This is a genomic window from Abyssibacter sp., from assembly GCF_964229365.1.
Lineage (GTDB): Bacteria > Pseudomonadota > Gammaproteobacteria > Nevskiales > OUC007 > Abyssibacter.
Genome location: NZ_CAXRDQ010000054.1, coordinates 66,750 through 88,106, shown reverse-complemented (window position 1 = coordinate 88,106; position 21,357 = coordinate 66,750). Strand labels below are relative to the sequence as shown.

Genomic DNA, 21,357 nt, shown 5'->3' with positions numbered 1-21,357 from the left:
CGGCGAGGCGGATTCACCTTGAAATTGGGGGGGCGATCAGCGATTCTTGTCGGTCGCCCATCCGGGTGAAACGACCGATCCTGCAAGGACCAAGAATATGACTGGAAGCGTAACCCGCGTTCCGTTAACGGCGCGCGGTGCCGAAAAATTGCGCGACGAATTGAAGGAGCTGAAGTCGGTTCAGCGACCCGCCGTGATCAAGGCGATCGCGGAGGCGCGTGCGCATGGCGATCTCAAAGAGAACGCCGAGTATCACGCTGCGCGCGATCAGCAGAGCTTTATCGAAGGTCGCATTGGTGAACTCGAGGCCAAACTGTCGAATTCCCAGATCATCGACCCGACCAAGGCGAATGCCAACGGACGCGTGATTTTTGGCGCCACTGTCGATCTGGAAGATGCCAATTCTGGCGAGGCACTGACGTACCAGATCGTTGGCGAGGACGAGGCCGACATCAAGGCGGGACGGATTTCGGTGCAGTCGCCGATCGCCCGTGCATTAATCGGGAAAGAAGAGGGCGACGTTGTTGATGTGGTCGTTCCCGGCGGTACCCGTGAGCTGGAGATCGTCGAGGTGCGCTACCTGTGAAATCCTTGAGTTCGCCGCAGCGGCAAGTCTTGCGGGCCGCGGCGCATCATTTGCATCCCATCATCCAGACGGGTGCGCGTGGCCTGACGGATGCGGTAATCGCGGAAGCCGAACTGGCCATTGACCATCATGAGCTGATCAAGGTGAAGCTCGTGGCGGCCGATTCCGACGACCGTAAAACCATGGCCAGCAGTCTCTGCGACCGATTGCGTGCTCAGCACATCCAGCAGATCGGACATATCGCCGTCATTTACCGAGAAAACCGAGACCGACGACGCTACGCTGAGCAGCTTCGCGGCGCTTGAGCGACGGACGGCAAGCATGGGCCAGAAGCGCCGTACCGCGTCCAGCCGGCGCTGGTTGAAAGAACACGAGTCCGATCAGTATGTGCAACGCGCGCGGGCCGAGGGTTGGCGTTCGCGAGCGGTGTTCAAGCTGGAGGAACTGAACGCCCGCGATCATTTTCTCCGTCCTGGGTTGCGTATCGTGGACTTGGGCGCAGCCCCCGGTGGCTGGACCCAGTATTGCGCCAAGCATTGCGGAGCACAGTCGATCATCATCGGGATCGATCTGCTGCCCATCGCGCCGCTGAATGGCGCAACGCTGATCCAGAATGACTTCGAGTCCGAAGAAGGGTTGCAGCAGCTAGAGCAAACGCTGAACGGAAAGGGGGTAGACCTTGTCTTATCGGACATGGCCCCCAACATCAGTGGCATTGCGTCAGCCGATCAGGCGCGCGCGACCGGATTGGTGGAGTTGGCACTGGATTTCTGTGATCGCCACCTGGTGAACGGTGGAGATTTTGTCGCCAAGGCGTTTCAGGGAGAGGGATTCGACCCCTGGCTAGCCGAGGTCAAACAACGCTTTCAGCGCGTGGCGGTCCGCAAGCCGGCCGCATCGCGCGCGCGCAGCCGCGAGGTGTACGTGGTGGCGCGAAACTTTGCGCCGGGGTAGTGTCCGGTTTTAACGCATCGAGAGCATCGCCTGCGATGCGATGTGAGGTCTGAACTTGAACGATTTAGCTAAGAATCTACTGCTCTGGGTGGTCATCGCCGTCGTCTTGATGAGCGTGTTCTCCAGTTTCCAACAGAGCGGTTCGTCGAGAACCCCGCTGCAGTACTCGGAATTCCTGGACAAGGTAGACCAGGGCGCCGTCAGCAATGTCACGCTGCAAGGCCAGACAATCTACGGTCAGCTGTCCAGCGGACAGCAGTTCGAAGCCTTTAATCCGGAATCGGACAACGGCCCGTTGATCGGCACCCTGCGTGAGAAGGATGTCGTGATCGAGGGCAAGCCGCCCGAGCGTCAGTCCTTCCTGATGCAGCTGTTCATTTCCTCGTTTCCGATTCTGTTGCTCATCGGCGTATGGATTTACTTCATGCGGCAGATGCAGGGCGGCGGCGGCGGTCGCGGCGCGATGAGCTTTGGCAAAAGCCGGGCCCGCATGCTGCCGGCCGACCAGGTCAAGATCACCTTTAGCGATGTCGCCGGCTGCGAAGAGGCGAAGAACGAGGTTGTCGAACTGGTCGACTTCCTGCGTGATCCCACCAAATTCCAGCGCCTGGGCGGCAAGATTCCGCGCGGCGTGCTGATGGTGGGTTCTCCAGGTACCGGTAAAACGCTGCTGGCCAAGGCCATTGCGGGTGAGGCGGGTGTGCCGTTCTTCACGATCTCCGGGTCCGACTTCGTGGAAATGTTCGTCGGCGTGGGCGCATCGCGTGTTCGTGACATGTTCGAGCAGGCGAAGAAGCACTCGCCCTGCATCATTTTCATCGACGAGATCGACGCCGTCGGCCGCCAGCGTGGCGCCGGACTTGGCGGCGGTCACGATGAGCGTGAACAGACGCTAAACCAGCTGCTGGTCGAAATGGACGGCTTCGAGGGCAGCGAGGGCGTGATCGTCATTGCAGCGACCAACCGCCCGGATGTGCTCGATCCCGCGCTGTTGCGCCCTGGCCGGTTTGACCGCCAGGTCGTGGTGCCGTTGCCTGACATCAGGGGCCGTGAGCAAATCCTGAAAGTGCATATGCGCACGGTTCCGCTGGCAGCCAACGTGAAGCCTGGCGTGATCGCGCGCGGCACACCGGGATTTTCCGGCGCGGATCTGGCAAACCTCGTCAACGAAGCCGCGTTGTTCGCGGCCCGGTCCGACAAGAAGTTAGTCGATCAAGACGACTTCGACATGGCGCGAGACAAGATCATGATGGGCGCCGAAAGGCGATCCATGGTGATGTCGGAGAAAGAGAAGAAACTCACGGCTTACCATGAGGCAGGACATGCCATTGTCGGGCTGAACGTTCCCGACCATGATCCGGTCTACAAGGTCACCATCATTCCTCGCGGCCGCGCCCTGGGCGTGACCATGTACCTCCCCGAGGATGATCGGCACAGCTACACCAAGCAGTACCTGAATTCGCGGATTTGCTCCCTGTTCGGCGGTCGCTTGGCCGAAGAGTTGGTCTTTGGGCTGGACATGGTGACAACAGGCGCTTCCAACGACATCGAACGTGCGACCGACCTGGCACGCAGCATGGTGACGAAGTGGGGGCTGTCCGAGAAAATGGGGCCGCTGACATATTCCGAAGACGATGGCGAGGTCTTTCTGGGCCGTTCCGTGACACAGCAGAAGAACGTGTCGGATGAAACAGCACACGCGATCGACAGTGAAATTCGAACGGTCATCGATTCCAACTATTCGATTGCGAAGCAGATATTGGTCGATCACATGGACAAGCTGCACGCCATGTCCGACGCATTGATGAAGTACGAAACCATCGATAGCGAGCAGATTGCCGAAATCATGGCCGGCCGTGAACCCGGCCCACCATCCAACTGGCAGGATCCGGATTCCGACTTGCCGCCCGGCCCGAGTGCACCCGCCGGCGAGCAGGCAAAGCCACGGCCAGCGCCGGAGGGTGGCGTCGGCGGACCAGCAGAACAGCATTGACGGCCCGAGTTCGCAAAACACACAGACGGCGCCTTCGCGGCGCCGTTTCTTATTGAGACGCGGTAGCACCATGCTTTCCCGATCCGTCACGATCATGGGCATCGTGAACGTCACCCCTGACTCTTTTTCGGATGGGGGGCGGTTCCTCGACCCTCAGTCTGCGATCGCCCAGGCTCGGTCACTAGCAGCCGCGGGTGCAACAGTGATCGATGTGGGCGGTGAATCGACACGTCCCGGCGCGACGCAGGTTGGTGCACAGCAGGAACTGGATCGGGTGATTCCGGTCATCGAGGCGATCAGCGACGAGCTGGACATCACAATCTCGGTGGATACGCGAAAGGCGGTGGTCATGCGAGAGGCGGTAGCCGCTGGTGCCCACTGGATCAACGACGTAGAAGCCCTGCAAGGCGAGGGCGCGCTGGGCACCGCTTCGGCGCTGCAAGTACCTGTCTGTCTCATGCACATGCAGGGCACGCCAGGTTCGATGCAAGATGCGCCACAGTATCGCGATGTAGTCACCGAGGTTGAGGCCTTTCTGCTGGAGCGCGTGCGCGTCTGCGAAGCCGCGGGTATCCGCCGGGAACGAATTCTGCTCGATCCGGGATTCGGATTCGGCAAGACGCTGACGCATAATGTGGCCTTGTTTCGTGCTCTGCCACGCTTGGCCGCGCTGGGCTTTCCGCTACTGGTCGGTGTATCGCGAAAACGCATGCTCGGCGAGCTCCTGCAGGCCGGTGCGGCATCGCCGGCTGGTCGTGTGACGGCCGGTGCGGTAGCGGCCGTGCTCGCTGTCCAGTCAGGAGCACGCATTATTCGAACGCATGATGTGGAGGAGACCGTCCAAGCCCTGCAAATTCTGCAGGCGCTGGCATCCGATCAATGACTGAACGACGCTATTTCGGGACCGACGGCATCCGTGGCCGCGTAGGTGAGGGCGCGATGACGCCCGAGTTCATGCTGAAACTTGGCTGGGCCGTTGGCGAGCACCTTCGCCACACCACCGGACGCAGCAAGGTCGTCATTGGAAAAGACACGAGGTTATCCGGCTATCTATTTGAATCCGCGCTGGAAGCCGGATTTGCTGCAGCTGGAATTGACGTGCTTCTTGTTGGGCCAATGCCGACGCCCGCCATCGCCTACCTGACCAGCACATTCCGCGCTCAGGTGGGTGTTGTCGTTAGCGCTTCACACAACCCGCACTACGACAACGGGATCAAACTGTTCGGCGCCGAGGGGCGCAAACTTCCGGATACCGATGAACTCGAGATCGAGGCGGCACTGGAATCGGCCATGCACTGCGTGGCGCCGGAAGCCGTCGGGCGCGCCCGACGTATTGAAGATGCCGGCGGTCGCTACGTCGAATTCTGCAAGAGCACATTCAGGTCACCCGCGGCGCTGCACGGCCTGCGCGTTGCCGTGGACTGCGGCAACGGAGCGACTTATCACGTGGCCGGCGATGTCCTGCGAGAGTTGGGCGCCTCGGTCACCGAACTTGCGGTAAAGCCGGACGGCTTCAACATCAACCAAGGCTGTGGCGCCACCGATCTGGCGCTGCTGCAACGCACCGTCACAGAACAACAGCTCGACCTGGGCATCGCCTTCGACGGCGATGGAGACCGCTGCATGATGGTCACACGCTCAGGTCAGGTCGTCGACGGCGATCAGCTCGTTTATGTCATCGCCACCTCACGCAAACAGCGCAAGAAACTCCGAGGCCCCGTGGTCGGCACGCTCATGAGCAATCTTGGCGTTGAGCAGGCGCTGATGGAGCAGGGCATTGAGTTCATCCGCGCCAAGGTCGGCGACCGTTATGTGATGGAGCAGCTACTAACCCATGACGGCCTCATCGGTGGAGAGTCCTCCGGCCATGTCATCTGCCTGGATCGGACCAGCACCGGAGACGGGATCGTCACCGCGTTGCAGGTTCTGGCGGTCATCATGAACTCCGGTCAAAGTCTCGAAGAACTGATCGCACCGATCCACCTGTATCCACAGTTGCTGGTCAACGTTCGCCTGGAAAGCGGCGATGCGAACAGTGTATTGACGGCTGCCGCAGTCCAGCAGGCCAAGCAGACAGTCGAAGCCGAGCTGAAAGATGCCGGCCGTGTGCTACTTCGGCCATCAGGCACCGAGCCGGTGATCCGGGTCATGGTGGAAGGCGAGGATGGCGCCTCTGTTAAACACCATGCCGAACATATCGCCCAGGCCGTGCGTGACGTCAGCGCCGGCTGAATGCCAACACCCGACAACGAATCGCAAGGACGAACCCAATGACACGACCCACAATTGTTGCAGGCAACTGGAAAATGAACGGTTCGGTCGCCATGGCCGAAAACCTCACCGAGGAAATCGCCGCGGGCGCCAAGGACAGCAAAGCAAAGCTGATCATCTGCCCGCCCTTTCCGTATCTGGATGCAGTTGTCCGCACGCTAGGCGATTCCGAAATTCACGTTGGTGGACAGAATCTAGCCGATCAACCCGACGCGGGCGCATACACCGGTGAGGTCAGCGGCGCCATGCTCCGCGACATTGGCTGTTGGTATGCCATCGTCGGTCATTCAGAACGCCGAAGCCTTTACGGTGAATCCAGCGAAGCGGTTGCAATTAAGTTCGGCCTGGCGCGCGATGCTGGACTTGTTCCAATTCTTTGTGTTGGAGAAACGCTGGAGCAGCGTGAGTCCGGACAGATGGAAGCGGTCCTGAAGGCTCAGCTCACAGCGGTGATCGACATGCATGGCGTGGATGCTCTGCAAGATGCGATCCTGGCTTATGAGCCGGTCTGGGCCATCGGCACCGGCAAGACAGCCAGTCCCGAGCAGGCGCAGCAAGCGCACGCGTTTCTGCGAGAACAGGTCGCAGCCCAAAATGCTACAATCGCTAACGTACTCCCGATTCTGTACGGGGGTAGTGTCAAGCCCGGCAACGCGCCGGAACTCTTCGCTCAAACCGATGTGGATGGTGGGCTGATTGGCGGGGCGTCTTTGAAGGCAGAAGACTTCCTCGGCATTGCATCCGCCGCATCCTGATCACGCAATTCAACCATGTATACAGTTTTGGTCGTCGTCCAGGTCATCCTGGCGCTGAGTATTATTGGCCTCGTCTTTCTCCAGCAGGGGAAGGGCGCCGAGGCAGGGGCTGCATTCGGGAGCGGGGCATCTGGCACCGTATTCGGTGCAAAAGGTTCTGCTAACTTCCTGTCGCGCGCTACCGCGGCATCGGCAGCGCTGTTCTTTGCAGTGAGCCTGTCGTTGGCCTATCTGGTCAGTCAGCGCCATGAATCCAGCAGCGTGGTGGATCGCGTGTCACAGCCCGCAGCTGCCACGCAGGGTGTGCCTGACGAAGAATCAGTCGCACCGGCCGAGCCTTCGGACGAGATTCCGGAGTAGCGCTTTTCTTTTTAACGGCGGATTACTACAATTCGCCGCCCTCAGGGAGGCGCCAGGTTGTAGCCTGACGTTTCCCGAATGCCGACGTGGCGGAATTGGTAGACGCGCTGTCTTGAGGGGGCAGTACCGAGAGGTGTCCCGGTTCGACTCCGGGCGTCGGCACCAATCAAAAAAGCGCAGGGTTATCCTTGACGCACATGAAAAAGCCGAGCCGTGAATCCACGCGCTCGGCTTTTTTAATGGCTGGCGTTCCCTTGGCTGTTAGGCTGAACTCTGCACGCCCAACAGGGAAGTCAGTGCCTAGATCCGAAACTCTTCGCGAGACTTGCCAGCTGCTTCGGCTTCGGTAATCCAGTTGGGCGCACGGCCTACGCCAGCCCAGGTATTTCCGGTCGCGGGGTCGCGAAACTTAGGCGGACGTTTTACGCCGGTAGAACCGCCGCCTTTACGTCCACTGCGACGACCATCCAGATCCGCAATCGTGATGCCATTATCGCTCATAATCTGGCGAATCTTGGCAATGGCTTCGCTCAACTCTTCCTTGCGAGCTTGCTCGGCCTGCTGTTCCAGTTCTTGAATCTTTTGACGAATCTCTTCGCTTTTTTTCATGCTTCCATTCTCCGGTATCTGCTCAAAAGCAGGCGCATCATAAAACATTACGAAACTATTTCAACATCATAGATACAGATAAGTGGTGCAATGGACAATGCTTTTTCCATAACGGCAACGCATGGAACAGGATCACCATTAAAATTGGCAGTAGCAATCGCAAATGCAACAGGCGGATTTGCAGGTCGTATCCAACACCTTCGGCCAGTTGCTGAAGTGCGGTACTACCGTGCTCTGCGTGCTGTTACGAACAGAGCTCATCGACCCGGGGTGGACGGTGAGTAGCGGATGAGATTTCGGCGGCTGAGGCGATCGATATTCAATGTGCCGCAGTGATTCAGCTCAGCTTCTCGCCAACGATGACTAATGGCTACATGCATGACTTAACATAATATACATTATGCGCATAGACGGCTGGGGCGGGATCACGAAGATCTCAGCCACCATGCTATCTTCTCCGAATCAGTTGAGCCTGTCCTGGAGACATCAGAATGCCCGAGGCGTTTTGCTTCGAAGAATTCACCGCACTGGTGCCGATTAGCGGGCTCAGACCGGAAAACCAGCGCGACCTCTTCAAGCAGTCCCAGCCTCGGCCGCAACGCTCCGGTGATTTCCTGTTCCGTGCCGGTGACGCCAACACCGAAAGTCTCTATCTGATCAGTGGCGAAATCGCGCTTGAGGACGAAGATGGCAAGGTCCTCAAACGTATCACCGCCCACAGTGAAGCGGCAAAACACCGGTTGGCCCATCAGATACCGCGCAGCGTATCTGCGCGTTGCCTAGGCCCGGCGTCCGTGATCGGGATCGATAACAGCCTGTTGGACGTTTTGCTGACCTGGGACCAAACCGGTTCGTTCGAAGTCCAGGAGCTCAGCGCGGGTACTGCGGCCACCGATACGGACGACTGGATGACTCGGTTGTTGCAGTTGCCGGCGTTTCAAATGATTCCGCCAGGCAATCTGCAGACCTTGTTCATGCGCCTGGAAAGTATCGAGTTTCCGGCTAGCCATCCTGTGGTGCAACAAGGTGATGTGGGCGATTACTTCTATGTCATCGATCGTGGACATTGTCTGGTGACACGGGAATCCCCGACGCACCCGAAACCGATTCGCTTAGCCGAACTCGGCCCTGGGATGAGCTTTGGTGAGGAAGCGCTCATTGCCGATACGGTGCGGAATGCAACGGTGACAATGATGTCGGCGGGCACGCTGCTACGCCTTTCCAAGGACGACTTTCGCAGCCTGCTACACCAATCCATGACCCGGCAAATTTCGAAGGCCGATGCCGACGAGATGGTGGCGTCGTCCGACGCCGAATTGATAGATGTCAGATTGCCTAGCGAATACCAGCTGCAGCACATTGCAGGAGCGCGCAATTTGCCGTTGTATTTGCTGAGAATGAAGCTGGCGGGTTTGCCGCAAAACAAGCCGTATGTGGTTTATTGCGATTCCGGCCGCAGAAGTTCGGTGGCAGCATTTATCATGACGCAGAAAGGATTCGACGTACGGGTGCTCGATAGCCAGGAACTGAATCGACGATAACGGCTTGCTGAGCCGACCAAGACCGGCGACCGCGTGCCTGCTACATCGTGCTGGTCGCCTTGTCGCTGGACAGGGCCCCGGCCAGATAAGTTTCGATTTTTCGCGACGTTTGTCCGCCGTCCTGATCGCTGAATTGCACGCCAATTCCCTGCTGCCGCTTGTTTGCAGCGCCCTTGGGCGTGATCCAGACCACCTTGCCGGCAACGGGCAACCGTTCATTCGACTCGGACAAGGTCAGCAGTATAAAAACCTCGTCGCCAATCACATACTCTTTCGCGGTTGGAATGAACAACCCGCCATTTTTGATGAACGGCATGTACGCGATATAGAGCGCCGCCTTGTCCTTGATTGACAAGGTCAGGATTCCGGGTTGTCCTCCAGGTCTTGCGCTCATGCTTTATCGCTCTCCGTCTGGGTGCTCGTCTCGCATAATCTGCCGGCCAGCGCGAGCCCACTCAATTAGCTGGGTTTCCGCTAGCAACCGCAGATTTGCCTGGCTTGTTTCAATCAAGTGTAGCGCCGCGGCGTTGGCATCCGTTAATCGCTGCATCGCGGCGCGGCTGGATGCCGAAGCGACTGCCCCAACCTGCCCGCGCAGCCGATCAAGAATACAGGCATGCATTACTCGGCTGAGCCGCGACAACGCCTCATCGTCGATGTCCGCTGCAGCCAACACCGGGTCGCGCTGCTGGGCCCACACGGATTCCAGCTGCTTTCGGATGGCTGTGTCCTGTTGCGCGAAGCCCTGTGCGGTGGCGGCAAGCAGAGGTTGGGTGACCAGCGTCTCACGCAGCGATTCTGGCAGGTCCGCAAACTCCTGATCCAACCACTGCCGACTCTGCTCTGTCGACTGCACAACCGCCCTCACCTGTTCGCATCGGCTCCGGATCGTCGCGGGCAAGTGCGCCGGGCGGTCGGCGATCAGGATCAGGTGCGCGCTCGCTGGCGGTTCTTCCAAGGTCTTGAGCAACGCATTGGCTGCGTTGACGTTCATCAAATCCGCGTGCGGCATGTAGCCGATTCGGCCGGCTGAGGTCTGCGGTGTCAGGTAGAGCTTGCGCGAGAACTCGCGAATCACGTCAACAGTGATCGATTGCTTGCCTTCAGCGGGCTTGCAGATGACCAGATCAGGATGGCTACCCGCTGCCAGCTGGTGGCAGCCATGACAGTCACCGCAGACGGAGCCATCCGGCCCACGCTGCAGACAATATGCAGACCCCACCAGCGCGTCGCCTAATTGCCGTTTGCCCACACCCTCCGGACCGACCAGCAACAAGGCTGTCGGAAACGTCGCATTGGCAAAGCGTGCACTGAGACGCGCGAATCGCTCCTCCTGCCAAGGCAGAGGCGGTCGTCGGTCAAGCAAAGCGCGCCTCCAGGTGATCAACAATGGTCTGCGAGACCTGGTTCACGGGCTGTGATGCGTTAATCACGCAATAGCGGTGGGTATCGGTCGCCGCGCGCGCTAGGTATTCGTCCCGAACGCGCTGTAGAAAATCGATATCGGATCGGTCGAATCGATCCATCGACCGACGCTGGCGGACACGCTCGATGACGGTATCGACCGGAAGATCGAAAATGAAGACGCACTCGGGTTGTCGATGGCCCACGATCTGTTCTTCCAGCCAAGCTATCTGATGCCGGAAACCACCCTGCCCGGCACCCTGGTAGGCGTAGCTGGCATCGACAAACCGATCGCAAAGGACCCACTGACCGCGATCCAGGGCCGGCCCCACCCGGTTGTTCAAATGGACCGATCTCGCCGCGAACATCATCAGCAACTCCGCTTCCAGCGGCATGACCTCGTCATGATCGGCCAGAGTCAGTGCGCGAATTTGCTCGGCCAGTGGCGTTCCGCCGGGTTCGCGTGTCACCAGCGGCTCTCCGTGACGGGCTCGAACCCAGTCGGCAATGATCGGTATCTGCGTGCTCTTGCCGGCAGCTTCCACGCCATCGAATACGATGAACCGGCCGCTCATTTGCGCTTGAGCTGGTAGCGGCGAACGGCGGCGTTATGTGCCGCCAGTGTGTCGGAAAACACGTGTGAACCGTCGCCCCGGGAGACAAAATATAGCGCCGTGCCCTCAGCCGGGTTCACTGCGGCCTCGAGGGCGGCAACGCCGGGTAGGCAAATCGGGGTCGGTGGCAGCCCCCCGCGGGTGTAGGTGTTGTAAGGCGTGTCACGTCGCAGGTCGCGGTATCGAATGTCGCCATCGAAGGTTTCGCCGATGCCGTAAATCACCGTTGGGTCGGTTTGCAGGCGCATGTTCTTGTTTAAGCGACGCGCGAAGACGCCGGCGATCTGCCGTCGCTCTGACGGCTGCCCGGTCTCCTTCTCGACAATGGATGCCATGATCAAGGCCTCGTAGGGCGATTCGAGCGGCACGGCTTCGGCTTTCTGGGCCCAGATTCGCTCCACGGCTCGCGTCATGGCGTGATGCGCACGTGTCAGGATGCTGACCTCTGAGGCGCCGCGTGCGAAACGATACGTCTCCGGCAGAAACTGCCCTTCTGCATGCACGTCTCCCAAGTTCAAGGCCGGCATCAAATCCCGAGTCGCCGGCAACGTATCACCAAGCGTCCACTGGATGGCATCATGCGCGCGCAGCGCTTGCAACAGTTCACGCACGGTCCAACCTTCGATGATGGTGAAGCTGTATTCAAGTACATCGCCCGCGATGAGCAAGTCCAGCAAGCCTAGCGCCGTCGTCCCCGGTTCCAGTGCGTACTCACCGGCTTTCAACTGGGTGGCGTCACCTCGCACTCTCGCATAAAGCCGCAGGTAGAGCCCGGTCCGGGCCGGCGTGAGAATGGATTTTCCCTGTAGTTTGCGGATCAGCGCATTCAAGGACGAACCCGATTCGAACTGAACCACTTGTGGTGTCGCGATCGGGAGCGGCGCTCGAAGCCGCTCTGAGGCGTCCCAGGCTAGTGCAGCGATCGCAAGAACGCTCATCAAGGCGAGCAGGCTCACTACCCGAATCACTGATCAGCCTCCGCCGCGTCGGCGATCATCCTCTGCTGCAGCGGGTGCGACATCGACCCGGCCAGACGGCGTGTGACGGCGCCCGGCACACTCCATTGCTTTGCCTGCGTTGAATCCGCATCGCGGATGGCTTTCACCGGCCAGACTCCAATCAAAGAGTTGGTCAAAAACAGCTCCTGGGCTCGAAATAAGTCGTCAGAGGCGATCGCCTGTTCCCGAACCTCCACGTCAAGGGAGCCGAGGTGGCGCAAGACCTGTCCTCGCGTGCAACCTGCGAGCGCGCCTTCGGTCAACGCGGGGGTGCAAACCACGTGATCGGCGGTCACGAGAAACAGCGTAGCCATGCTGCCACCGACGATTCTTCCATGCTCATTGAGCAGCAGTGCCTCATCCACGCCGGACCCACCGATCGCACGTTGTGCCATCACCTGGACCAGACGATTCATGTGCTTGTGCGCGGCAAGCGCTGTGGTCTCAACACGAGGGGCGTCCACAATCTGGACGTCCACACCCCGCGACCAGGCACTCACTGGACGACGCGGCATCTCGCCGGCGAGCAAGATGCGCCGTGTCGAAGCAGGCCAATCCGGCCGATAGCCTCGCCCCGCTTGCCGTCGCGTCAGCATGATCTTCAAAACGCCAGAGCCCAGAGTCCTCGCCGCGGTTAGCATCTCGGTTGACAGTTTGCCTCGATCGAACGTCAGGCCCAGCGCGTCCGCATCATGCTGCAAAACCGTAAGCTGATCGTCGAAGGCGTGGATGCCCTGCTCCCAGACAAGGCAGGTTCGAAACACGCCATCGCCAAACTGCAGCCCGCGATCGTCTGCCGGGACGGCAGCCCCGGCCACGCCATCGACCCAGCAACGCATCACGACAGACCCAGCTCGGGGTCCAATCCCAGTGCCGGCAATAGCCCTCGTGCCTTGGCCTGCATCTCGCGTATCTCGGCATCTTCATCCGAATCCGCCACGATGCCCGCACCGGCCCGGAACCAGGCTGATGCGCCGCGGGTGACGATGGTTCGAATCAGGATATTCAGGTCCATACGACCGTCCGTTCCAAGATATCCCATCGCGCCGGTATAGGCGCCCCGTCCGGCCGGCTCCAACTCCTGGATGATCTCCATGCAGCGGACTTTCGGACAGCCGGTGATGGTCCCGCCAGGGAACGTCGCGGCAATCGCCTGCCCGGCACTGACATCTCCGCGCAATCGTCCGCGCACGTTCGACACGATGTGATGCACGTGCGCGTAGGATTCCAGCACCATCAAATCATCAACCTCTACGGTTCCCGGCAGACACAAGCGTCCCAGATCGTTGCGCTCAAGATCGATCAACATCACATGTTCAGCGCGCTCTTTCGGATGTGCGAGCAGTTCTGCCTGAAGATCGTCGTCACGACCAAGGTCGCGATCTCGCCGACGTGTTCCCGCGATGGGACGGGACTCGATCCAACCATCATCGACCTTGACCAGCCGTTCTGGCGATGAGCTGATCACGGCCCAGTCGTCCTGGCGGAACAGTCCGGCAAACGGGCCTGGGTTGCTGTTCCGCAGCCTGCAGTAAACCGTGCTGGGGTCCAGCGTGCTGCTGTACTTCGCCGACCATCCGCGCGACAGGTTCACCTGGAACACATCGCCGGCAAGGACGTACTCGTGAATACGCCGCAGCGAGGTTCTGAGCCGGTCCGTGGATTCAACATGAGCCTCGGCCACAACCGGCAGATCCGGCAGGGCTTGTGTGCGCTGATGCCTGCCGAGCTGTTGCTCAATCGCGGCGAGTGATTGCGCATCGTCTGCGACCAACCAGGTTCGACCGGATGCATGCTCGCGAATCACCGCCCCACGGCAGCGCTGGGCGCAGGCGATCGGCAGCTCGGCTGGATCCGTTGAAACGGGCACACGCGGCTCGCATTCAGACAGCAACTCGTAGGCTAGAAACAACAGCCAGCCGCCGTGGAACGGCAGATCATCCGCGGGGGCTTGTGTGCGTTCGGCCTGCGCCCAGGCATCAAGCGCCGCCAGAAAGGACCGCTCGGCGTCTGCGTGGGGACCAGACAGGCCTGAGGCGTCCAACACCAGTCGCTCGCCGGGTGCTGCGAAAAGGATATCGTAGCGACCCGTGGCAGAGCCTTTGGCTACGCTCTCCAGCAACCCCGGGAAGTAGCTCGGATTCGCCGCGTGTAGCGCGAGAAAATCACAGGGCGTATCCCACAGGACACGCAACCGCTCCGAGTTCAAGAATCAAAATCCTGTCGAGTCGTGCCGCGGCGACTCCGTCGCCCTGCGCAGGGAATCAGGTATAGCGCCGGAACACCAGCGATGCGTTGGTGCCACCGAATCCGAACGAGTTGGAGAGCACGCAGTCGACCGATGTCTCTCGCGCGGTGTTCGGGACGTAGTCCAGATCGCAACCCTCGTCAGGCTCATCCAGATTGATCGTCGGGGGGACGACCCCATCGCGGATTGCCAGAATGGAGAACACCGATTCAATGCCGCCGGCCGCGCCAAGCAAATGGCCGGTCACCGACTTGGTCGAGCTGACCGGGATCTTGTACGCCTGATCGCCGAACACGCCTTTGATGGCCTGGGTTTCGGCTGCGTCACCCACCTTGGTGGATGTGGCGTGCGCATTGATGTAGTCAACGTCGCTTAATTCGACACCTGCGTCGGCCAACGCTGCCTGCATGGCGCGTGCCGCGCCGTTACCGTCGTCCGCGGGTTGCGTCACGTGGTACGCATCCCCGCTCATCCCGAAGCCGGCCAACTCGGCGAAAATCTCGGCACCACGGGCCTTGGCATGTTCCTCGGACTCAATGACCAACACCGCCGCCCCGTCAGCCAGCACAAAGCCATCACGGCCGCGGTCCCAGGGACGGCTGGCCTGCTCTGGTGCATCATTGCGCATCGACATTGCGCGGGCGGCGCAGAATCCGGCCAGGCCCATCGGGCTGGAACCCGCTTCGGCGCCACCGACGACCATCACGTCCGCATCGCCATGCATGATCATCCGGGCGCCCAGGCCAATGCTGTGCGCTGATGTGGCGCAGGCCGAGACCGTGGCCAGGTTGGGCCCACGAGCTCCCAACTGAATGGACACGTACCCCGACACCATATTAATGATCGAGGACGGGACAAAAAATGGAGAGATCTTCTTGATCGAGCGCGTACTGTCGAGAATGACGGCGTTCTGCTCGATCGTTCCAATACCGCCAATGCCAGAACCGATATTCACGCCGACGCGATCCGCGTTGGTCGAGATATCGAGGCCCGAATTTGAGACCGCTTCCTTGGATGCCGCGATGCCGTAGTGAACAAAGGCATCTGTCCGCCGCTGTTCACGCGGATTCAGGTAAGCGTCGACATCGAAGCCGTCGACCAGCCCGGCAAATCGGGTGGGATAGTGACTGACGTCATAGGTATCGATTGTCCGGACGCCGGAACGCCCTTCCACAACCCGGTTCCAGGCGTCCGCAACCGTCGAGCCGACGGGCGAGATAACGCCCATTCCAGTGATAACGACACGTCGTTTCATGGACATCGTCTTCTAGGCGAAATGAATGGGCGCGGATGCGCCTGGAGAATGCGCGAGCTAATCAGCTTGCGTCGGGTGCGTTGGCTTTGATGTAGGCGATCACGTGCTGGAACGTCACGATCTTTTCGGCTTCCTCATCCGGAATGTCGATTTCAAACTCTTCTTCAAGAGCCATCACGAGTTCGACGGTATCCAGGGAGTCAGCTCCCAAGTCATCCACGAACGAGGCCTCGGGCGTGATCTGTTCTTCCGAGACGCTCAGCTGCTCGGCAATGATTTTTTTGACCCGATCTTCCATTCCGCTCATCCGAACTAACTCCTCAGTAGTGCTGTAGCGCGGCGCCCTCGCGCCGTGGCGCGCCATTGTATGGGAACCCGGGAGACGCGGCTAGCCTGAGCCGGCACACCCGAATTGCCCGGTTGATACTTAAACCATGTACATGCCGCCATTCACGTGCAGCGTGGTGCCGGTAATGTACGCGCCCCCTGGGCCACAAAGGAAACAGACTGCCTCGGCAATGTCGTCGGGTTTACCCAAACGGCCCAGCGGAATCGCTGCCAGCAACGTTTGCCGGGTATCTGCGTCCAGCACATTGGTCATGTCGGTTTCGATAAAGCCAGGGGCAACCGCATTGACGGTGATGCCGCGAGATCCGATCTCCGCCGCGAGTGACTTGGTTGCCCCGATCAGGCCGGCTTTGCTCGCCGCATAGTTGACCTGCCCGGCATTGCCGGTTGCGCCAACGACGGAGCTGACATTCACGATACGACCCGCCTTCGCTTTCATCATCCCGCGAAGCACGAGCCGCGACAGGCGCACCGCACCGACCAGATTGGTCTGCAGCACATCGAGAACGTCGGCGTCCTTCATGCGCAGAAAAAGATTGTCTCGGGTGATCCCCGCATTGTTGATCAGCAGTCCAATCGAACCCAGCTCCGTGCTGATGGTTTTCACCACGGTTTCGCAGGCATCGCCGTCGGTGACATCGAGCACGACACCGCGGCCGGACCAGGGCTTTAGCGCATCCGAAATCGTGGCAGCGCCGGCTTCACTGGTCGCTGTACCAACCACCGTGGCGCCGCGCTGCGCCAGCGCCGTGGCGATCGCAGCACCAATACCGCGAGACGCACCGGTCACCAACGCGATCTGGCCTTCCAACGGTGTATCACTCAAGAGACTGACTCCTCAATTTGTTGCAGCGCCGCCTGCAATGACGCCCATTCGCCCAGGGCATTCGCCTGGAGCGAACGATCAATGCGGCGCATCAGGCCAGTGAGCACCTTGCCCGGCCCACATTCCAGGAACAAGTCACCCCCAGCCCCTGCGAGATATTCAATCGTCTGAACCCAGCGAACTGGTGCCTTGACCTGTTCGATCAGCCGGGCGCGCAAGCCGTCCACGTCCGGCTCCGGCGCTGCGGTCACGTTATGCACGACCGGGCACGTCGGTGATGCGAATGCAACGTCCTCCAATGCTGCCTGCAAGGCCTCTGCCGCGGGTGCCATCAACGCGCAATGCGACGGCACGCTCACCGGTAGCGGCACGACCATTCGCGCCCCGTGTGACTTGGCATTGGCACTGGCCCGGGCGACGGCGGCACCGTGTCCGGCGATCACCACCTGGCCTGGCGCGTTGAAGTTGACCGGATCGAGAACGTCATCACCCGCATACTGATCGCACAAGCCCTGCACGGCGGCATCGTCCAGACCGACGACCGCAGCCATGGCGCCTTGACCGGCAGGCACGGCGGCTTGCATCGCCCGCCCACGTAGTTGCGCCAACTTGATGGCGTCGGCGAACGTCAGCACGTCGGCGGCGACCAGCGCGGCATACTCACCGAGGCTGTGGCCGGCGACCAGCGCTGGGGCTGGGCCACCCAGGGCGCGCCAGGCGCGAAACACCGCGATATCAGCGGCAAGCATGGCTGGCTGCGTGTTCTCCGTCGCGTCCAGTCGTTCGGCCGGCCCCTCCTGAATGAGGGTGGACAGTCCGAAACCGAGGGCGTCGTCCGCCTCTTGCATCGTCTCGCGAGCGGCGTTCGATTCCGCAAGAACATCGCTCAGCATGCTCACGCGTTGCGATCCCTGCCCAGGAAACAGCATGACTACATTGTTCAAGCTCGACTCCAATCTATCCTGATGTCGCGTTGTTTTCGTTTAAGTTTCTGACACTACCGTCGGCTCGAATCCAGCGATCTGGCAACAACATTTCAAGCCCGATGAGAGGCAGGGCCGATAAGGCACCGAACAAATGCGAACGCGTCGCGACCGGAACACCGATCGCCGCTTCGTTTGAGACGGCAATACCGACCCACTCCTCCCAGACCAGTTTGCCCACCAGGTAGGCCAGACAGGCTATGGCGATCCAGTCACGTTGCATCGCAGGTCTGCGCAGGCCCAGCAGATAGTAACCATGCATTAAACCCGAAAGGCCAACGTACCATTCGATGCCTCCACCGAACCAGTACAGCCCCGCACTGGTCAAAGCTGCCATCAGCACAAACCGTACCGTCCACCAGGACAGACGGACACGCTCGGGGCACAACAACACGAGAATGATCAGACCCAGTCCGTTGAGCAACAGGTGATACCAGCCGGCATGAACCAGATGCCCGGACCACACACGCCAGTATTGACCGGCATCGATCGCGCCGTGATCAAAACGCAACCATTCACGTCCAGACTCGCCCAGACACGCCAGCAACAGAATCACCAGACCCAACATGGCTGGAAACAGCCATTCCTCACGAGTCACGCCGCGCTCGTTTGTTATCATCGCGGCCCCAAAATAGCGAGTAACTCTCGGTTCATCATGCGTTCTTATCAGCATCTGTCGCGACAGGGCGGCTTTACCCTTATCGAGGTGATGGTCGTTGTCGTCATTCTCGGAATTCTGGCGGCCGTCGCAGTGCCGCGCATTATGGACAATCCGGACAAGGCTCGTGTTGCCAAGGCTCGCCAGGATGTACGAGCGATCGAAGCAGCCTTGGATATGTACCGGCTGGACAACTACAACTACCCCAGCACCCAGCAAGGCCTGGAAGCACTGGTTCGCCAGCCGAGCGGTGAGCCGTCGGCACCCAACTGGAAAGATGGCGGCTACCTGCGCGCCGTGCCCAAGGACCCATGGGGCAACGACTATCTGTTCCTTTCGCCGGGCTCCAAATCCGACATCGATGTCTATAGCCTCGGCGCAGACGGTCGCCCCGGCGGTGACGGTGTGGCCTCGGATATTGGCAACTGGCAAACCGGCGGGTAGGTCAGCGCATGTCGCGGGGCCGCGACATTCTTGCTCCCCACGACCGCGATCGAGGGTTCACCCTGATCGAGGTCATGGTGGTCGTCTTTATCGTTGGCGTACTCGTCACGCTTGCCGTGTTGTCGGTGAGCGGTCGGGGGCGCAGCGATCAGGTCGAGTTGGAAGCCCGGCGCATTGGTGAACTGATCCGTCTGGCGGGCGAGCGCGCCATCATCTATGGCGAGGACTACGGGCTCGCCGTCGCCCAGCGCGAGTACGCCTTTCTGGTGTTAACCCAGCAAGGCTGGGTGCCGGCTGACGGTCCGCTCCGGCAGCGCCAGGTGCCCGAACCCATGCAGCTAAGTCTCAGCGTGTCACTGGACCAGGAAAACCGTTTCGCCCTGCCCGCACCGGACCGGGACGAGGACGACGACGAGAAGTCGGAGCGTCTGGAACCCGACGTCCTGTTCCTGTCCACGGGTGAGATGAGCCCGTTCGAGGTCACCGTCGCATTACCGGGCTCCGACATCCAATACCGCATCAAGACCGAACTGACGGGCAAGGTTGAGACAGAGCGGGTTCAGCGTGCGTACTGAGGGTGGATTCACGCTGCTGGAGGTGCTTGTGGCCGTCGCCATGGTCGGTATCGCGCTGGCGGCCGTGCTGGTGTCGACATCTGCCACCATCAGTAACGCAGGGCGATTTCGAGACGTCACCATCGGCACACTGGTCGCGAGAAACGTATTGATCGAGTTCCAGGTCCGCGACGAATGGCCCGATGTCGGCGAGTCAGATGGCGACATCGAAATTGGGGGACGCGACTGGACCTGGGAAGCACTGGTCTCCGAAACGCCGGACGAAAATATCCGCCGAATCGACGTGTCGACTTACGCCGGAGAACGACAGGCGGCCGCGTTGTCTGGCTTCCTCCCGAAACCATGAATCGCTCAAGGGCGGGCCACATACGGGGATTCACCCTGCTTGAGCTCATGGTCGCGATCGCAATATTTGTGATCTTTTCGGCCATGGCATACGGCGGTTTAATGACCGTTCTCAATGCGCGGGCCGATATCGAGGTGTCCCTGGAGGATACCCGCACCCTGCAAATGGCCCTGTTCCGCTTGGAACAGGACATCGAGCAGATCAGGGCCAGACCGATTCGTGACGATTTCGGGGATCCGAGGCCGTCGGTGATTCTGGACGAGACGCAACGCCTCGAATTCACACGAGGTGGTCGTCGCAACCCGATGAATCGAAACGTCAGCAGCCTGGAACGCGTCGGCTACGGTCTGGAGGATGAACGGCTAGTCCGTTACGCATGGAGTCGGCTGGATCGCGTGCAGGACACCCAGGTCACGCAAACCGTCATGCTCGACGACGTCATCAACCTGGAGTGGCGCTTTCTCGACGCCCAATCCGAATGGCAGGATCAATGGCCGGTGCCCGACCCGACCACCGGCGCCCCTGCGCTGGATGGTGCCCCGCCCCAGGTCATCGAATTGCGCTTCGAAACGCGACGTTGGGGCGAGCTACGAGCGCTTTATCGCATCACCACCGCCGAAGCGGCCACGTGATGCGGCAGCATCAGCAAGGTGTGGCGGTGCTCACTGCAATCTTCGTGATGGCGTTGGCGAGTATCGCTGCCGCTTCGCTGGCCTATCGGCAAAACATCTCCTTCCATCGCACGGAAGCGCTGAAGCATTCGGAACAGGCGTGGTGGGTCGCCCGCGGGGTCGCGGATTGGGCCACGACGCTGCTTGAGAAAGACCGCGAAGACAACGAGATTGACCATTTGGGGGAGTTCTGGGCGACACCGGTGGATTACCTGCCGGTCGACAATGGGGTGGTCACCGGGCGCATTGTCGATCTCCAAGGGCGCTTCAATCTCAACAATCTGGCGAGCGCCGAGGTGCTTTACGCCGATATCTTCAAGCGCTTGCTACTGAATATCAGTCTGGATTCGAGTACCCCGACGCCGGATCCGGAACAACTGGTGTCCGCGATTCAGGATTGGATCGACCCCGATGTAGAGCCCCGCTTTCCCGGCGGTGCCGAAGACGGGATCTATCTATCCAAATCCCCCGCTTACCGCGCGGCGAACCGGCTGTTCACCAGCGTCACCGAGCTACGTCTCGTCGAAGGCATGACTCCCGAACTGTTCCGGGCACTGGAGCCGTTGATCTCCGTGCTGCCCGAGGAAACCCCGATCAACATCAATACGGCTCCCCCGGAACTGCTACTTGCGCTTAGCAGTAACCCCGCCCCCGGCGAGGTGGCAGCGTTCGTGGAGAATCGTATTGACGAGCCTGCCGAAAACCTGGACGCCGTGACCAACGACGCCATTCTCGGCCCCGCGGTGGATAGCCAGGGACTGTCGGTGAGCACCCATTATTTCCTTATCCAGGGAGAGGCAACGATTGGCAGAGGTCGGGTGAGGCTGTACAGTCTTGTCTTCCGAAGCGCGCAAGGTCAGGCGCGTGTCGTCTACCAAAGCCGGGATACGCTTTGATGTGGAGAAGCCTCCCGACGGC

26 protein-coding genes and 1 tRNA gene are annotated in these 21,357 nt (G+C 60.3%); 15 read left to right on the top strand and 12 right to left on the bottom strand.

Annotated features, from left to right (window positions below):
- The first annotated feature begins 97 nt into the window (after positions 1-97).
- The 9 genes from greA (at position 98) to ACE1EY_RS09210 (ending at position 7,084) form a co-directional block, all read left to right on the top strand.
- The gene (greA, locus tag ACE1EY_RS09250) at positions 98-586 is read left to right on the top strand and encodes a transcription elongation factor GreA (RefSeq protein ID WP_370300019.1); all 489 of its coding nucleotides are present in this window, start codon (positions 98-100) and stop codon (positions 584-586) included.
- Complete coding sequence (yhbY, locus tag ACE1EY_RS09245) at positions 583-891, top strand: ribosome assembly RNA-binding protein YhbY (protein WP_370300018.1); 309 nt, start codon at positions 583-585, stop codon at positions 889-891. The genes greA and yhbY overlap by 4 nt, the downstream gene beginning before the upstream one ends.
- 16 nt (positions 892-907) lie before the next feature.
- Positions 908-1,540: an SAM-dependent methyltransferase gene (locus ACE1EY_RS09240; RefSeq protein ID WP_291513641.1), complete on the top strand. Its 633-nt coding sequence runs from the start codon at positions 908-910 to the stop codon at positions 1,538-1,540.
- Between the two features lie 109 nt (positions 1,541-1,649).
- On the top strand, positions 1,650-3,533 hold the full coding sequence (gene ftsH, locus ACE1EY_RS09235) for an ATP-dependent zinc metalloprotease FtsH (protein ID WP_370300037.1): 1,884 nt from the start codon (positions 1,650-1,652) through the stop codon (positions 3,531-3,533).
- Positions 3,534-3,603: 70 nt separating this feature from the next.
- Positions 3,604-4,416: a dihydropteroate synthase gene (gene folP, locus ACE1EY_RS09230; protein ID WP_370300017.1), complete on the top strand. Its 813-nt coding sequence runs from the start codon at positions 3,604-3,606 to the stop codon at positions 4,414-4,416.
- Positions 4,413-5,765 (top strand): phosphoglucosamine mutase, encoded by a 1,353-nt coding sequence (gene glmM / locus ACE1EY_RS09225; RefSeq protein WP_370300016.1) that lies wholly within the window; start codon positions 4,413-4,415, stop codon positions 5,763-5,765. The genes folP and glmM overlap by 4 nt, the downstream gene beginning before the upstream one ends.
- Before the next feature lie 38 nt (positions 5,766-5,803).
- On the top strand, positions 5,804-6,559 hold the full coding sequence (tpiA, locus tag ACE1EY_RS09220) for a triose-phosphate isomerase (RefSeq protein WP_291513645.1): 756 nt from the start codon (positions 5,804-5,806) through the stop codon (positions 6,557-6,559).
- A gap of 15 nt (positions 6,560-6,574) precedes the next feature.
- Positions 6,575-6,919 (top strand): preprotein translocase subunit SecG, encoded by a 345-nt coding sequence (gene secG / locus ACE1EY_RS09215; protein WP_370300015.1) that lies wholly within the window; start codon positions 6,575-6,577, stop codon positions 6,917-6,919.
- A gap of 80 nt (positions 6,920-6,999) precedes the next feature.
- Positions 7,000-7,084, top strand: a tRNA-Leu gene (locus ACE1EY_RS09210).
- Positions 7,085-7,219: 135 nt separating this feature from the next.
- Here ACE1EY_RS09210 and ACE1EY_RS09205 read toward each other — a convergent pair.
- Positions 7,220-7,576, bottom strand: coding sequence for an H-NS histone family protein (locus tag ACE1EY_RS09205; RefSeq protein WP_291513647.1), 357 nt, complete (start codon positions 7,574-7,576; stop codon positions 7,220-7,222).
- A 443-nt stretch (positions 7,577-8,019) separates the two neighbouring features.
- On the opposite strand from ACE1EY_RS09205, the gene ACE1EY_RS09200 reads away from it, so the two are divergent.
- Positions 8,020-9,069, top strand: coding sequence for a cyclic nucleotide-binding domain-containing protein (locus tag ACE1EY_RS09200; RefSeq protein ID WP_291514749.1), 1,050 nt, complete (start codon positions 8,020-8,022; stop codon positions 9,067-9,069).
- 40 nt (positions 9,070-9,109) lie between these two features.
- Here ACE1EY_RS09200 and ACE1EY_RS09195 read toward each other — a convergent pair whose 3' ends face one another.
- The 11 genes from ACE1EY_RS09195 to rrtA form a co-directional block, all read right to left on the bottom strand.
- Positions 9,110-9,463 carry a PilZ domain-containing protein gene (locus tag ACE1EY_RS09195; RefSeq protein WP_291514748.1) on the bottom strand — a complete coding sequence of 118 codons (354 nt, stop codon included), beginning with the start codon at positions 9,461-9,463 and terminating at the stop codon, positions 9,110-9,112.
- Positions 9,464-9,466: 3 nt separating this feature from the next.
- On the bottom strand, positions 9,467-10,435 hold the full coding sequence (locus tag ACE1EY_RS09190) for a hypothetical protein (RefSeq protein WP_370300013.1): 969 nt from the start codon (positions 10,433-10,435) through the stop codon (positions 9,467-9,469).
- Complete coding sequence (gene tmk, locus ACE1EY_RS09185) at positions 10,428-11,048, bottom strand: dTMP kinase (RefSeq protein ID WP_291514746.1); 621 nt, start codon at positions 11,046-11,048, stop codon at positions 10,428-10,430. Before tmk ends, ACE1EY_RS09190 begins: the two co-directional genes overlap by 8 nt.
- Complete coding sequence (mltG, locus tag ACE1EY_RS09180; protein ID WP_370300012.1) at positions 11,045-12,055, bottom strand: endolytic transglycosylase MltG; 1,011 nt, start codon at positions 12,053-12,055, stop codon at positions 11,045-11,047. The genes tmk and mltG overlap by 4 nt, the downstream gene beginning before the upstream one ends.
- Positions 12,052-12,924, bottom strand: coding sequence for an aminodeoxychorismate lyase (gene pabC, locus ACE1EY_RS09175; protein ID WP_370300011.1), 873 nt, complete (start codon positions 12,922-12,924; stop codon positions 12,052-12,054). The genes mltG and pabC overlap by 4 nt, the downstream gene beginning before the upstream one ends.
- A complete protein-coding gene (locus ACE1EY_RS09170) occupies positions 12,924-14,294 on the bottom strand; it encodes an aminodeoxychorismate synthase component I (RefSeq protein ID WP_370300010.1) in 1,371 nt (456 codons plus the stop codon). Before ACE1EY_RS09170 ends, pabC begins: the two co-directional genes overlap by 1 nt.
- Positions 14,295-14,349: 55 nt before the next feature.
- Positions 14,350-15,588 carry a beta-ketoacyl-ACP synthase II gene (gene fabF, locus ACE1EY_RS09165; RefSeq protein WP_370300009.1) on the bottom strand — a complete coding sequence of 413 codons (1,239 nt, stop codon included), beginning with the start codon at positions 15,586-15,588 and terminating at the stop codon, positions 14,350-14,352.
- A gap of 61 nt (positions 15,589-15,649) precedes the next feature.
- A complete protein-coding gene (gene acpP / locus ACE1EY_RS09160) occupies positions 15,650-15,895 on the bottom strand; it encodes an acyl carrier protein (RefSeq protein WP_291514741.1) in 246 nt (81 codons plus the stop codon).
- Between the two features lie 120 nt (positions 15,896-16,015).
- Entirely contained in the window at positions 16,016-16,762 is a 747-nt protein-coding gene (gene fabG / locus ACE1EY_RS09155; protein WP_291514740.1) for a 3-oxoacyl-ACP reductase FabG, read from the bottom strand.
- Complete coding sequence (gene fabD, locus ACE1EY_RS09150; RefSeq protein ID WP_370300036.1) at positions 16,759-17,691, bottom strand: ACP S-malonyltransferase; 933 nt, start codon at positions 17,689-17,691, stop codon at positions 16,759-16,761. Before fabD ends, fabG begins: the two co-directional genes overlap by 4 nt.
- 28 nt (positions 17,692-17,719) lie before the next feature.
- On the bottom strand, positions 17,720-18,418 hold the full coding sequence (gene rrtA / locus ACE1EY_RS09145) for a rhombosortase (protein ID WP_291514738.1): 699 nt from the start codon (positions 18,416-18,418) through the stop codon (positions 17,720-17,722).
- On the opposite strand from rrtA, the gene gspG reads away from it, so the two are divergent.
- The 5 genes from gspG to gspK are packed head-to-tail and all read left to right on the top strand — an operon-like array spanning position 18,401 to position 21,335.
- Positions 18,401-18,847, top strand: a complete 447-nt coding sequence (gene gspG, locus ACE1EY_RS09140; protein ID WP_291514737.1) for a type II secretion system major pseudopilin GspG — start codon at positions 18,401-18,403, stop codon at positions 18,845-18,847. The two genes, rrtA and gspG, sit on opposite strands and share 18 nt — an antisense overlap.
- An 8-nt stretch (positions 18,848-18,855) precedes the next feature.
- Positions 18,856-19,422: a type II secretion system minor pseudopilin GspH gene (gene gspH, locus ACE1EY_RS09135; RefSeq protein ID WP_370300008.1), complete on the top strand. Its 567-nt coding sequence runs from the start codon at positions 18,856-18,858 to the stop codon at positions 19,420-19,422.
- Positions 19,412-19,768 (top strand): type II secretion system minor pseudopilin GspI, encoded by a 357-nt coding sequence (gspI, locus tag ACE1EY_RS09130; protein ID WP_291514735.1) that lies wholly within the window; start codon positions 19,412-19,414, stop codon positions 19,766-19,768. Before gspH ends, gspI begins: the two co-directional genes overlap by 11 nt.
- Positions 19,765-20,400, top strand: coding sequence for a type II secretion system minor pseudopilin GspJ (gspJ, locus tag ACE1EY_RS09125; RefSeq protein WP_370300007.1), 636 nt, complete (start codon positions 19,765-19,767; stop codon positions 20,398-20,400). Before gspI ends, gspJ begins: the two co-directional genes overlap by 4 nt.
- A complete protein-coding gene (gene gspK / locus ACE1EY_RS09120) occupies positions 20,400-21,335 on the top strand; it encodes a type II secretion system minor pseudopilin GspK (protein ID WP_291514733.1) in 936 nt (311 codons plus the stop codon). Before gspJ ends, gspK begins: the two co-directional genes overlap by 1 nt.
- Positions 21,336-21,357 lie beyond the last annotated feature (22 nt).